This window comes from Enterobacter sp. MG-EB028 (genome assembly GCF_056673305.1).
Genome location: NZ_CP195079.1, coordinates 4,568,359 through 4,581,177 on the forward strand (window position 1 = coordinate 4,568,359; position 12,819 = coordinate 4,581,177).

Genomic DNA, 12,819 nt, shown 5'->3' on the forward strand with positions numbered 1-12,819 from the left:
TGGCTGGCGCTATCTTCCCGGCTGGCAAGTGTTGGCTTAATAAGACCTGTCGCAAACCGGTCTTATAAGTCATTTAAGGGAAGGGTTCGGTAGAAATGGCGTGAAGAAAATAATGGCAAAGATAAAGACAAGTCTTGGTTCACTTTTTTAGAGACGGAGAGAAAATAATGTTTTTGTTACCCACTCAGGACAGACAGGAATGTCAGGTAGAAAAGTCATTCTCATGGATTCCAGCCCACTGCTGCGTGCAGGTATCAAGGGCTTATTAACAGAACAAGATTATGAGCTTGTGGCACAATTTCCTACAATCGAGGAATTGCACAGCGCATTACCTGCGTTAAGCGCGGACCTGATTATCATGGAACATCTGCAACAAAGCGCTGAGGTATTTTCTTACCTGGCGAAAATAAGAAAAACGCACCCGGATATTCGGATTCTCATCTTGTCCTCGTCTTTCAGCGATTTTCACATCCAGCTAAGCAGGCGAGCTGGCGCGGCCGGTTACATCAATAAAAATAGCTCGTTAGATAAAATAATCACTACCATCAATAACGTACTCTCCGGCCAGTATTGCTACGGTTCTGAGCTTTGGCATCATCATGCCAGATATCCGCGGGATGCCTCGTTATTATTATCTTTGTCCCATATTGATATTTGTATTTTGCGCTACATTTCTGCCGGCTATAGCAACCAGATTATTGCCTCGATGCTGGACATGAATAATAAAAAGGTGAGCGCGTATAAGCAGCGTATCATGGCAAAATTTAACATTACCCGTCTGGCAGACCTGGTCGATCTGGCAAAACGGAATTATCTGTACTGAGCACCGGAAGATGCCCGGATGACGGTTTGTTCGGGCTTGATGACATAAATCGTTGCAAAACGAATGCTCCGAAAAGAGTGATCTACCGCACATATCCCTCCACATCTACCGAAGCGAATGTCTACGCTTATAAGACGCCCGGAAAAACCTGTCTTTAGAACACACAACCGGAGGTCCTTATCACCATGTTCAACCAGAAACTACAGGCTACCGAGAACATCGAATTCGAGATTGCAGAAGAGCTGCGCTACGAGACCGATCCCTGCGAGTTAAAACTGGATGAGATGATTGAGGCGGAGCCGGAACCCGAAATGATCGAGGGGCTACCCGCCTCCGATGCGTTGACGCCCGCAGACCGCTATCTTGAACTGTTCGAACACGTACAGTCGACGCGGCTGTTTGCGGACAGCAAAACCTTCCCCGACTGCGCGCCGAAGATGGATCCGCTGGATATCCTGATCCGCTACCGCAAGGTCAGACGCCACCGGGATTTTGACCTGCGCCAGTTCGTGGAGAACCACTTCTGGCTGCCGGAAACCTACAGCACTGAATATGTCTCCGACCCTGGCCTGTCGCTGAAAGAGCACATTGATAGCCTGTGGCCCGTCCTGACGCGCGAACCGCAGGATCACATTCCCTGGTCCTCCCTGCTGGCGCTGCCGCAGGCCTATATCGTCCCCGGCGGGCGGTTCAGCGAGACCTACTACTGGGATTCATACTTCTCCATGCTGGGGCTGGCGGAGAGTGGCCGTAACGATCTGCTCAAATGCATGGCGGATAATTTCGCGTGGCTGATCGAACGCTACGGCCATATTCCGAACGGTAACCGCACCTACTACCTCAGCCGCTCCCAGCCGCCGGTCTTTGCCCTGATGGTGGAGCTGTTTGAAGAGGACGGCGTGCGCGGCGCGAAACGCTACCTTGAGCACCTTAAAATGGAGCACGCCTTCTGGATGGACGGCGCGGAGTCGTTGCTGCTTAATCAGGCCTACCGCAGCGCGGTACGCATGCCGGACGGTTCATTGCTGAACCGCTACTGGGACGACCGTGATACCCCACGCGACGAATCGTGGATTGAGGACGTGGAAACGGCCCGCCACTCGGGTCGTCCGCCGAATGAGGTGTATCGCGATCTGCGCGCCGGTGCGGCCTCCGGCTGGGATTATTCCTCTCGCTGGCTGCGCGAGCCGGGCCGATTAGCCAGCATCCGCACGACGCAGTTTATCCCGATTGACTTGAACGCCTTCCTGTTCAAGCTGGAGAGCGCGATCGCCAATATTTCGGCGTCGAAAGGGGATAAAGAGACCGCCGAGCTGTTCCGCCAGAAGGCCAGCGATCGCCGCGCGGCGGTGAACCGCTACCTGTGGGATGAAGAGAACGGCTGCTACCGCGACTACGACTGGCGCCGCGAAGTGATGGCGCTGTTCTCCGCGGCGAGCATTGTGCCGCTGTACGTGGGCATGGCCACCCATGAGCAGGCCGAGCGCCTGTCTGATGCGGTAAAAGCGCGCCTGCTGACACCGGGCGGGATTCTGGCAACCGAATACGAAACCGGCGAGCAGTGGGATAAACCCAACGGCTGGGCGCCGCTGCAGTGGATGGCGATTCAGGGGTTCAAGCAGTACGGCAACGACTCGCTGGGGGATGAAATCGCCTGGAGCTGGCTGCATACGGTGAACCACTTCTACAAGACGCACCACAAGCTGATTGAGAAGTACCACATCGCCAGCAGTACGCCGCGCGAAGGGGGCGGCGGGGAGTATCCGCTGCAGGACGGCTTCGGCTGGACGAACGGCGTGGTGCGGCGGTTGATTGGGTTGTATGGGGAGCCTTGAGAGGGGTGCGGTCTGGCCCCCTCACCCTAACCCTCTCCCCAGAGGGGCGAGGGAACTGCGCGGTGCGGTCTTTTCCCCCTCTCCCCTCTGGGGAGAGGGCAAGGGTGAGGGGTCGAATAACTTTAACGAATCACCTCATAAATGGCGGTCTGAATGGACTGCCATTTTTTTGTGGTGGCATCCGGCTGTGACTGCGCGCGTCGCGTTGCCATTTCAAGATCGTGCTTCTGGCGCTTCACCACGGCCGGCACGGTGCAGAACGCTTTCAAATACTCTTTACGTATTGAGGTCAGAGACTCGCCGTTCGACATGGCGTGGCTGAGCGTATTGATGAAACGACGACACGGCTTCTCTTCCGCCATGTTCTGCCGGTAGCGCAGCATAAGCTCCAGAACGTCGTCATAGCCGGCCGACATCGCCTCTTCGGTCCATGACAGCTTCCAGTCCATCCCACCCTGCAAGAAGAGCAGCGCCACGCGGGTATCGTTGCGGTTAATCGCCGAACGGAAATTATTGTCGTCCCAAGTCACCCCCATGCGCGTCAGCGTCTCGCGCGAGGAAGGGGTTTCACGCATCTCCTCCGGCGGAGCCGCTTGCGCCGTATTTTGCGCCGCAGGCTGCGGTTTGCCGCTGGTCACCAGCCAGAAGCCACCTACCACGATGGCAATCACCATCACACCAACCGCCCCCCATAACGCACCGGAGATAAGCTGCTCACGCTGTTCGGGCGTGCGCGGCGCGCGCTGGGTCGGCTTTTCAATCGTGTCGCGAACTTCAAACAGATCCCCACCGGTGACCCGATCCATTTTTTGCGCCTTTTCCCAGAAAGCGTGCAGCTCGCTGGCATCCACCGCCATGAATCCAGCCGGGTTGACGCGCGTTCTTCCCTCTTCAAACGCGCGTTGAACCGGCCGGGAGATCTGCATGTAGTAGTTATCCAGCAGCTGAATTTGCGCCGAACTTAACGTTTTCTGCACCGTGATGTTGTTGCGGATTTGCCGGATGTCGTCGAGAAATGTTTGCAGCGTTTTGCGCGGCTCTACCAGGAGCGTCAGCATGGACGGGTCGTTAAACAGCGAGGCGTAGTAGCGACTGAACTCTTTTTTATCCACCAGCATCTGCGCCAGTTCGCTGAACATCATGCCGCTCAGGACATCGTTGATTTCGCCATGCTTCAGCCAGCGTCGTACGCGGTCAGCGTTAAATAAGGTTTTAAGATGATTATTGAGCCGCACCTGATCGGGCCAGGCCTGCTGAATGAGGCCTTTAATCATTAACTCAATTGCGCGTACCTGCTTGTGCGCCTGCTGCTGCTGAAGCTCGCTACCCGGCACCAGCTCGGTGCTGTAGGTCAGAAGTGGCTGCTGCAGACGAAGATGTTCCAGGGTAGTCACAAACCGCATCGCCGCAATAAGCTGGTTTTCACTGACATCCTGCCCGCTTTCATACTGCGGGACGCGCTGCTGCAGCAGGCGCAGCTGTAGCGTAAATTCCGACATCCCGGCATCATTCAGGTTGAGCTTCTTCGCAACCGCAGCCCATCCTCCGAGGCCTAAACGCGCACTGTCCAGCTGTTCCAGAAACCAGCGTGGATCTTTTCCCTCAGAAACATGTACATTCAGAAGAAGCAAGATTTCCACCGACGCCTGGCGAATGACCGCCAGACAGTGTTCAAACTGTTCGCGGATATGATGTGATGTGCTGAGAGTCATTGTTTTCCTTAAGCGACAACGAAGACATCCGGAATAGGCACTAACGGCCGTTTTTCTTTTTATTTATACGCGCTTAACCATACCTGACTTTCTGTTGAAATAAAGTGACAACCCTAAAATCATTTAAAAAGCTTCAGGAGAATCTCAATGCCAGTTTTAATGACCTCGCGCCTGACCTGCACCCCCGTGCAGGAACAAGACTGGCCCTTTTTCCTGGCGCTGCAGCAGCATCCCGACGTCATGCGCTTTGTGGCGGAGGACCGCCCCGTGGCGGCGATCCGCGAGGCGTTTGATTCGCGCCTGACGCCCTGGACGCCGGGTAGCGCGCACTGGCTGTGCCTCGTCGTTCGTGATGCCCTCTCACAGACCCCGCTGGGCCTTACCGGGTATATTCATCGGGAGGAGGATTGCGCCGAAGTGGGCTTTCTTTTTGCCCCCGAGGCACAGGGAAAAGGTTACGGCTTCGAATCCCTGCAGGCGCTTTGCGATTACGCTTTTCATCAGGGCGGTATACGTCGGCTCACCGCCACCGTCACTGCAGGAAATGTCGCCTCCAGGCGCCTGCTGGAAAAAGCCCACTTCCGGCTGGAAGGCGAGCTACGCGAGAGCTATTACCTTTCCGGTCGCTGGCAAAATGACTGGTTATTTGGGTTATTGCGGCAGGAATACCTGAACAAAAATTCCTGAACAACAGCCATTTGGCGGATATTTCTCCTGCCTCGATTCCTCTACAGTATCGCCACTAAGAGGAAACGAATATGAAAGGTCATGCGCTGAATATTTCTTCCGCCGCCATTGAATTAATAAAGAAACATCAAGGGCTTTCACTGGAAAAATATCGTGATGAAAAGGGTTTATGGGTTATCGGCTACGGACATGCGATCCGCGAAGGGGAACATTTTCGCGGCCTTATCACGCCTCTTCAGGCTGAATATTTACTCTACGAAGATATTCAGCGGGTTGAGACGCTGCTGCAGGAAAAGGGGGTTGGGCCATTAACCCAGCAGCAGCATGACGCTGTAGTACTGATGATATTGAGTTTCGGCGCGGCGTCCGCGCTCCCGAAAGCGGTGCTTCAGGCTGTCGCCCGGGTATAGTACATGGCGGCCTGGGTTCGGTTTTTCACCTCCAGCCGGCGAAAAAGCGCTTCCAGATGTGCTTTTACCGTGGCCGCACTGATGTTGAGATTGCGGCCAATCTCTTTGTTTGATTCACCCGCCGCCAGCAGCTTCAGAACCTCTCGCTGACGCTCGCTCAACGAGAGTAACGCCTGCGCTGACGATTGCTGGCTGACCCACTCGCCGGGAAAGCAGACCATCCCTCTCGACACGGAATCCAGCACGGCAGCAAACCGCTCAGGGTTGGCGTTACGGGGGATAATAGCCATCACGTTTCGCTGCATGAGTTGCTCAACCCATCTGGTCTCTTTTTTTGCCAGAACCATCATCACCCGTACCGACGGGAAGCGATGCATGATTTCGTCCAGGAAAGAACTCTCCTCATCCTGAATTAAATTGCCGTCAATCATGACGATAGCAGACGGTGACGCGGATATTTGCGCCCATAAATCGTCTGCCTGACAAGTCCCCGTTATATTTATTTCAGGAATTAATTTCCGCAAACCGTGTATCGCTCCATGAATAAATATCGACTGCCTGTCAAACATGATTACTCGCATCGTATTTCTCCCTCTGAGAATAGCGAAGGGGGATTCTACAGAGGCGCAATTTAAGAAAAAACTCAATGAATGCAGAGGTTACAAATCCGCCAGTGGTTTTTATATTTACCCGTATTTTGACACATCCATATTAAGGATTTCCTTAAGGGGTTCCCTCCCCTTAACATCAGACATCACAGGAACATACCGCCTGACACTTCAATACGTTGCGCATTCATCCAGCCCAGCCTGTCGCTGAGCAGGGCCGCAATAGCATCGCCGATATCGTCCGGCAGCCCCACCCGCCCCAGCGCCGTCTGCGACGCCAGCATCTGGTTAAGCTGCGCGTTGTCGCGCACGCGTCCCTCGCCAAAGTCGGTTTCGATCGCGCCTGGCGCGATAATATTGACGGAGATTCCGCGCGCCCCAAGCTCCTTCGCCTGATAGCGGGTGAGCACTTCCATCGCCCCTTTCATGGCCGCGTAGGTTCCTGAACCTGGCTGGGTAAAGCGGGCCAGTCCGCTGGAGACGTTGAGGATCCGCCCCCCGTCGTTAAGCAGGGGCAGCAGGCGCTGCGTCAGGAAGAAAGGCCCTTTGAAGTGAATGTTCAGCGCTTCATCAAACTGGGCTTCCGTCGTGTCGGTGTAGGGTGCGTATAAACCCGTCCCGGCGTTGTTCAATAAATAATCAAAGGTTTCACGCTGCCAGACGCTGCTCAGGATCTCCTGAAGCTGGTGAGCAAAATTTTCGAAACTGGCAATATCACCGACGTTGAGCTGTAATGCCGCCGCCTTGACGCCTTTTCCCTGAATTTCGCGCACCACGTCCAGCGCTTCCTGCTGGCTACGATTGTAGGTCAGGATAATTCCCGTGCCGTCTGCCGCCAGCTTTAACGCAGCGTTTTTACCCAATCCACGGCTACCACCCGTCACTAATGCGATACGTTCAGTCATCATAAACCTCGTTTTGGCTATTATGGAGATTGAGAAAGAGCTTATTAGGTGATAGAAGATCAATAAAGATGGGTAATAACGCTTCACTGTTTCAATGCAAACAACAATGAGCTTCATCTATGGATAAAATTCACGCAATGCAGCTGTTTGTTCGCGTCGCGGAACTGGAGAGTTTTTCCCGCGCGGCAGAGACATTAACGCTTCCGAAAGGCAGCGTTTCCCGGCAAATCCAGGCTCTGGAAAACCGGCTTGGCACCCAGCTACTGCACCGCACCACGCGCCGCGTCAGCCTGACGCAGGACGGCATGGTCTATTACGAACGGGCAAAAGATCTGCTGGCGAACCTGGATGAACTCGACGGTATGTTTCAGCACGATCCCTCCAGCATCAGCGGAAGGCTCCGCGTGGATATGCCCGTCGGTGTTGCTCGAAATGTCGTCATCCCCAAACTGCCTGCTTTTTTACAGCAGTATCCGGGTATCGAACTGGAGCTCAGCAGCAGCGATCGCCTGGTGGATGTGATCCGCGAAGGGTTTGATTGCGTCGTCCGCGTGGGTTCTCTGAAGGATTCAGGGCTGATTGCCCGTCCGCTGGGCAAGCTGTCGGTGATCAACTGTGCCAGCCCTGATTATCTGGCGCGTTTTGGCTACCCCGACACGCTGGACGATTTAGGCTCGCACGCCGTGATTCATTACGCCGCGATGCTGGGAAGTCGCCCTCAGGGCTTTGAATTTTATAACGGCAGCACGACGCAGTGGATAAAAACGGGCGGGGTGCTAACCGTAAACAGCACGGAAACTTACCAGGCCGCCTGCCTTGCCGGGCTGGGGATCATTCAGGCCCCGCGCGTTGGGGTACGCGACCTGCTGCGCGCGAAGAAACTGATTGAGATCCTCCCGCAGTATCGCGCGGAACCGATGCCTGTCTCCCTGATTTACCCCCACCGGCGCAACCTCTCTCGCCGGGTTCATCTGTTTATGGAGTGGCTGACCGAACTCACAAAAGCTTACGTGGATTAGTCGCAAGCTATAATTCAGTAACATCCAGCCAAACGAAAAAGGAAAAGACGCGTGACGCCGGAAAATAACCCGCAACGACCCACCCAACATTTAGATTATGAACCCATCAAGAAGATGGAAACCGAGCCAGAAGAGGCTAAAGCCCCCGGTACCGCCAGCAAGGCGCTGGGCACCGTCACCAGCCTGGCGGAGAGAATTCAGCAGTTTCCCATGGTTGCGCATCTGATACGCGCGACCGAGCGCTTTAATGACCGCATGGGGAACCAGTTCGGTGCCGCGATCACCTATTTTTCGTTCCTGTCGATGATCCCCATCCTGATGGTGTCGTTTGCAGCGGCCGGTTTTGTGCTCGCGTCGCACCCGACGCTGCTGCAGGATATCTTCAATAAGATCCTGAATAACGTCAGTGACCCGACCCTTGCCACCACGCTGAAAAGCACCATCAATACCGCCGTTCAGCAGCGTACTACTGTCGGCATCGTCGGTTTGCTCATCGCCCTATATTCCGGCGTTAACTGGATGGGCAACCTCCGCGAGGCCATTCGCGCCCAGTCGCGCGACGTGTGGGAGCGCACGCCTCAGGATCAGGAGAAAATTTGGATTAAGTATTTCCGCGATTTTATTTCGCTGATTGGTCTGCTCGTCGCGCTGGTCGTGACGCTCTCGATCACCTCTGTTGCCGGTTCAGCACAGCAGATGATTATCTCTGCGCTCTATCTTGATTACATCGAATGGCTGAAGCCCGCCTGGCGCGGCATCGGGCTGGCGATTTCTATCTTCGCCAACTACCTGCTGTTCTTCTGGATTTTCTGGCGCTTGCCTCGGCATCGTCCGCGCAAGAAGGCGCTGCTCCGGGGCACGTTGATCGCAGCAATCGGCTTTGAGGTGATTAAGATCGTGATGACCTATACCCTCCCGTCGCTGGTGAAATCCCCCTCCGGCGCGGCGTTTGGCTCTGTGCTCGGACTGATGGCCTTCTTCTACTTCTTCGCCCGCCTGACCCTGTTCTGTGCGGCGTGGATTGCCACCGCCGAGTACAAAGGCGACACGCGGATGCCCGGAAAAACACACCGCTAACTCCGCTCTCGGGCTGATATTTCAGCCCGACTCATCATTTCAGCATATAAATCCAGCCCGTAACTTTTATTTAACCGAAAACCAGTTTTATCCACCAATATTTAAAAACTGTGAAGCATTTCATGGAAGCATTTTGGCTGGCCTGAACATTATCCGCTTTTTGTTGCTTTTATCACCAGAAAGCGGCTTTGTTACAGATTGAAATGTCGCTTTTGCTGTGCGTAATATGGCCTTTCGTTCGACAAAAATAAGAAAATATTATGCAATCAACAGCCACAACACTCGACTCAGGTTCGGAACACGTCCCGGTAAACTCGCGCAATAAAGTTGTCGTCGCATCGCTAATTGGCACCGCCATTGAGTTCTTCGACTTTTACATTTACGCCACCGCGGCGGTTATCGTTTTCCCGCATATTTTCTTCCCGCAGGGAGACCCGACGGCGGCAACGCTACAGTCTCTGGCGACCTTTGCTATCGCGTTTGTGGCGCGTCCGATTGGCTCTGCGCTGTTTGGACATTTTGGCGACCGCATTGGTCGTAAGGTCACCCTGGTGGCCTCGCTGCTGACAATGGGGATCTCCACCGTGGCGATTGGCCTGCTGCCGACCTACGAAACCATCGGCATTCTGGCGCCGGTTCTGCTGGCGCTGGCACGCTTTGGTCAGGGTCTGGGGCTGGGCGGTGAATGGGGTGGCGCAGCGCTGCTGGCGACCGAGAACGCCCCGCCGCGTAAACGCGCGCTGTACGGTTCATTCCCGCAGCTTGGCGCGCCGATTGGCTTCTTCTTTGCCAACGGGACCTTCCTGCTGCTCTCCTGGCTGCTGACGGACGAACAGTTCATGAGCTGGGGCTGGCGTATTCCGTTTGTCTTCTCGGCGGTACTGGTGCTGATTGGCCTGTACGTCCGCGTTTCCCTGCATGAGACGCCGGTGTTTGCGAAAGTGGCTGCGGCGAAAAAACAGGTAAAAGTGCCGCTGGGCACCCTGCTGACCAAACACCTCCGCGTAACCGTGCTTGGCACGTTTATCATGCTGGCGACCTACACGCTGTTCTACATCATGACGGTGTACTCCATGACCTACAGCACCGCCGCCGCGCCGGTAGGGCTGGGCCTGCCGCGTAACGAAGTGCTGTGGATGCTGATGATGGCGGTGATTGGGTTTGGCGTGATGGTACCGATTGCCGGCCTGCTGGCGGATAAATTTGGTCGTCGCGCAAGCATGATTACGATCACCACGCTGATCATTCTGTTTGCTCTGTTCGTCTTCCCGCCGCTGTTGAGTTCAGGTAACCCGGCGCTGGTGATGGCGTACCTGCTGATTGGCCTGAGCCTGATGGGACTGACCTTCGGCCCGATGGGCGCGCTGCTGCCGGAGCTGTTCCCGACGGAAGTGCGTTATACCGGCGCGTCGTTCTCCTATAACGTCTCCTCCATTCTGGGCGCGTCCGTGGCGCCGTATATCGCCACCTGGCTGCAGGCAAATTATGGTCTGTTCTACGTGGGGGTGTATCTGGCGGCCATGGCGGCGCTGACGCTGATTGCCCTGCTGCTGACGCACGAGACTAAGCATCAGGCACTGTAATTTATTGCGGCCTGATGCCCTCGCCCCGACCCTCTCCCTGTGGGAGAGGGAGAAAGGGAGCTACTTCTTCATCTGCGACAAAATCGTCCGGCACTGATTCGCTTCGCCTTCTGACGGCGAGATCAACGCCAGCAGCGCGGCGGCCGGGGTGACCAGCGTCGCGAGGGCTGCGGCCACCGCGCCACGCGCAATCAGCGGTCCGGGCTTGACGCCCGCCTGCGGATTTTTAAAGGTCCCGCGCACGTAAAGCGGCGAGCGCAGGGTAATAATACGAATCCCCTTACTTTCCGGGTCAATGGTCAAATCCAGCTGCTCCGAGGCCATGCTGGCAGTACCGGTCACGTTAATCACCGCGTTTTCCGTGTCGAAGGCAAAAATCTGCGGACGCGCCACGCCGTTAACCAGATCCACATTCGCCGCTGCGCAGTTCACCCGCACCTCATCATCGCCAAAGATTTGCCCGATGATAAAGTTACCGACGTTTAGCCCCAGGATCTCCATCAGGTTGCGGCTGACCAGCCCGTCGTTCATCAGCAGTTTCAGGTTACCGTTGCCGCTGCCCAGCAGCGCCGCCACGGAATTCCCCACCCCGCGAATGTCCGCATCGCCGTTCATTTCACCGAGGGTTTTCTGCATCAGCTCCACGTTCGGCATCAGCTCTTTCAGCTTCAATCGACGCGCCTGGATCTCCGCCCGTCCCTGCATCGGCTTCTTATCGCCTTCCAGGTGAATGTTGGAGGAAATTGTCCCGCCCGCCATGCCAAACTTCAGCGGTTGCAGGCGCAGATCGGCATTTTTCAGGATGATATGCGTCGACAGATCGCTCAGCGGAAGCGTGCTGCCATGCTCAATTTTACGCCCTTTGAAGCGCACATCCGCATCCATCACGTCCCATTTGTCAGTTTCAAAGCGGTCGTAAGGCAACACTTTACCCGCAGGCTGAACGTCCTTTTTGACCTCTTTTGATTTGGTGCCTTTTCCGGAATCCACGCCAATCAGCGGGCCAAGATCGGCCAGACGAAGCTGGCGAGATTCGACATCCCCTTCCAGTTTCGGCCGTGGTTTTCCGGTGGTGTAGGTCAGCGTGCCGTGGATATCGCTGTCGCCGATGCGGCCGTTGAAATCCCGGTAGTCAAAAACGGACGATTTTTCGGTGTCGATTTTGGCAACCAGATGCCCGTCCGTTTCGAACGGCGGGGTATCCGGCAGCAGTACGCCGGTCAGTTCATACAATTCACCCAGCGAGTCACCGGCAAACTTGAGCTGGAGGTCGACGCCCCCCATGTTCATCGGGTCATTAACCGTGCCCACGAACGCCACGCGCGTGTTCCCCGAGCGGAAATCCGCCTGCACCGGGAACGGCGTGCCTTCGCTCCGGAGCGCCAGCATGCCGCCGATTTTTCCTTTCCCGGTCAGCGGCTGGCCGTTATAGCGCCCTTTTGCCGTCAGGCCGAAGACATAGTCACCCGCTTTAGCGCTATCGTCTTTCGCTTTGTTGCCCGTGACTTCGCTAAATGGCAGCGGTTTGCCCAGCGGATCGACCAGGATCTCCACGTCCGCCTTGCTGACCTTATCGTCGATGGCGATCCGCCCGCGATCGAAAAGAATATTGTCGAGACGGAATGACCATGATGAGGGTTGAGCATTCGGATCCTTTTCACCGTCGCTGGCAAGGTTAAACGTCCAGTTATTGTTTTTTTCAGAGAGGCGGATCAGGCGCGCATCGGGCTGCTGGAGCTTGATCCACGGCAGATAGACGGTTTTGGTCAGCAGCGATAACGGTGCCAGCGTGGCCTCCACGCGCGGCAGATGGATCATGGTTACTTCGGGGATATCCGGCGGGTTGCCGAGAATGATGTCGTCGGCGTGGACGTGGGGCCAGGGGATCCAGCTTCGCCAGCCGGTCTCCTCTTTCTGACGCTCCCATACCACACCCAGATCGCCTCGGATGGCGAAGGGACGGTTCAGCTCAGCGGAGACTTTCTGGTTGATGGTCGGCTTAAGGCGGTTCCAGTCAAACGTCGCGATAATGACGACGACGATTGCGATCAACAACAAGAAAATCCCTGTAGTCCAGGAAATGACCCTGGTTGTTTTTGTCATTGTTATCCCCTTTCCTGATGACCTGTCCTGTAAAACTATAGTCCAGACAAAGGGAAG

General features: G+C 55.6%; 11 protein-coding genes. 7 read left to right on the forward strand and 4 right to left on the reverse strand.

The annotated features are described in order from the left end of the window. Positions 1 to 199 precede the first annotated feature (199 nt). Positions 200 to 823, forward strand: a complete 624-nt coding sequence (locus ACR42C_RS21685; RefSeq protein WP_479984552.1) for a response regulator — start codon at positions 200 to 202, stop codon at positions 821 to 823. Between the two features lie 185 nt (positions 824 to 1,008). Further along, complete coding sequence (locus ACR42C_RS21690; protein WP_116342834.1) at positions 1,009 to 2,658, forward strand: alpha,alpha-trehalase; 1,650 nt, start codon at positions 1,009 to 1,011, stop codon at positions 2,656 to 2,658. 122 nt (positions 2,659 to 2,780) lie between these two features. Here ACR42C_RS21690 and ACR42C_RS21695 read toward each other — a convergent pair whose 3' ends face one another. Next, positions 2,781 to 4,370, reverse strand: a complete 1,590-nt coding sequence (locus tag ACR42C_RS21695) for an STY4199 family HEPN domain-containing protein (protein WP_479984553.1) — start codon at positions 4,368 to 4,370, stop codon at positions 2,781 to 2,783. 147 nt (positions 4,371 to 4,517) lie between these two features. Here ACR42C_RS21695 and ACR42C_RS21700 point away from each other — a divergent pair, with 147 nt between their 5' ends. Both ACR42C_RS21700 and ACR42C_RS21705 read left to right on the forward strand, forming a co-directional pair. Then, the gene (locus ACR42C_RS21700) at positions 4,518 to 5,057 is read left to right on the forward strand and encodes a GNAT family N-acetyltransferase (protein WP_479984554.1); all 540 of its coding nucleotides are present in this window, start codon (positions 4,518 to 4,520) and stop codon (positions 5,055 to 5,057) included. A 71-nt stretch (positions 5,058 to 5,128) separates the two neighbouring features. Next, complete coding sequence (locus ACR42C_RS21705) at positions 5,129 to 5,467, forward strand: glycoside hydrolase family protein (RefSeq protein WP_320719796.1); 339 nt, start codon at positions 5,129 to 5,131, stop codon at positions 5,465 to 5,467. On the opposite strand, the gene ACR42C_RS21710 is transcribed toward ACR42C_RS21705, so the two are convergent. Further along, entirely contained in the window at positions 5,446 to 6,048 is a 603-nt protein-coding gene (locus ACR42C_RS21710) for a response regulator transcription factor (protein WP_163331100.1), read from the reverse strand. The genes ACR42C_RS21705 and ACR42C_RS21710 overlap by 22 nt on opposite strands. Before the next feature lie 173 nt (positions 6,049 to 6,221). Next, on the reverse strand, positions 6,222 to 6,980 hold the full coding sequence (locus ACR42C_RS21715) for an SDR family NAD(P)-dependent oxidoreductase (protein WP_166712748.1): 759 nt from the start codon (positions 6,978 to 6,980) through the stop codon (positions 6,222 to 6,224). A 119-nt stretch (positions 6,981 to 7,099) separates the two neighbouring features. On the opposite strand from ACR42C_RS21715, the gene ACR42C_RS21720 reads away from it, so the two are divergent. The 3 genes from ACR42C_RS21720 to ACR42C_RS21730 all read left to right on the forward strand — a co-directional run bounded on the left by ACR42C_RS21720 (position 7,100) and on the right by ACR42C_RS21730 (position 10,659). Beyond that, entirely contained in the window at positions 7,100 to 7,999 is a 900-nt protein-coding gene (locus ACR42C_RS21720) for a LysR family transcriptional regulator (protein WP_151413439.1), read from the forward strand. A 51-nt stretch (positions 8,000 to 8,050) separates the two neighbouring features. Beyond that, entirely contained in the window at positions 8,051 to 9,076 is a 1,026-nt protein-coding gene (gene yhjD, locus ACR42C_RS21725) for an inner membrane protein YhjD (protein WP_320719798.1), read from the forward strand. A 260-nt stretch (positions 9,077 to 9,336) separates the two neighbouring features. Further along, positions 9,337 to 10,659, forward strand: coding sequence for an MFS transporter (locus tag ACR42C_RS21730; RefSeq protein WP_116342850.1), 1,323 nt, complete (start codon positions 9,337 to 9,339; stop codon positions 10,657 to 10,659). 60 nt (positions 10,660 to 10,719) lie between these two features. Here the strand turns inward: ACR42C_RS21730 and ACR42C_RS21735 are convergent, their stop codons facing one another. Then, positions 10,720 to 12,762 carry an AsmA family protein gene (locus ACR42C_RS21735; protein WP_479984555.1) on the reverse strand — a complete coding sequence of 681 codons (2,043 nt, stop codon included), beginning with the start codon at positions 12,760 to 12,762 and terminating at the stop codon, positions 10,720 to 10,722. Between the last annotated feature and the right edge of the window lie 57 nt (positions 12,763 to 12,819).

Coding starts and splice junctions, on each gene's coding strand:
- ACR42C_RS21710 (WP_163331100.1), bottom strand. CDS start 6,048: ATGCGAGTAATCATGTTTGACAGGCAGTCGATATTTATTCATGGAGCG.
- ACR42C_RS21685 (WP_479984552.1), top strand. CDS start 200: ATGTCAGGTAGAAAAGTCATTCTCATGGATTCCAGCCCACTGCTGCGT.
- ACR42C_RS21700 (WP_479984554.1), top strand. CDS start 4,518: ATGCCAGTTTTAATGACCTCGCGCCTGACCTGCACCCCCGTGCAGGAA.
- ACR42C_RS21690 (WP_116342834.1), top strand. CDS start 1,009: ATGTTCAACCAGAAACTACAGGCTACCGAGAACATCGAATTCGAGATT.
- ACR42C_RS21705 (WP_320719796.1), top strand. CDS start 5,129: ATGAAAGGTCATGCGCTGAATATTTCTTCCGCCGCCATTGAATTAATA.
- ACR42C_RS21695 (WP_479984553.1), bottom strand. CDS start 4,370: ATGACTCTCAGCACATCACATCATATCCGCGAACAGTTTGAACACTGT.
- ACR42C_RS21735 (WP_479984555.1), bottom strand. CDS start 12,762: ATGACAAAAACAACCAGGGTCATTTCCTGGACTACAGGGATTTTCTTG.
- ACR42C_RS21730 (WP_116342850.1), top strand. CDS start 9,337: ATGCAATCAACAGCCACAACACTCGACTCAGGTTCGGAACACGTCCCG.
- ACR42C_RS21715 (WP_166712748.1), bottom strand. CDS start 6,980: ATGACTGAACGTATCGCATTAGTGACGGGTGGTAGCCGTGGATTGGGT.
- ACR42C_RS21720 (WP_151413439.1), top strand. CDS start 7,100: ATGGATAAAATTCACGCAATGCAGCTGTTTGTTCGCGTCGCGGAACTG.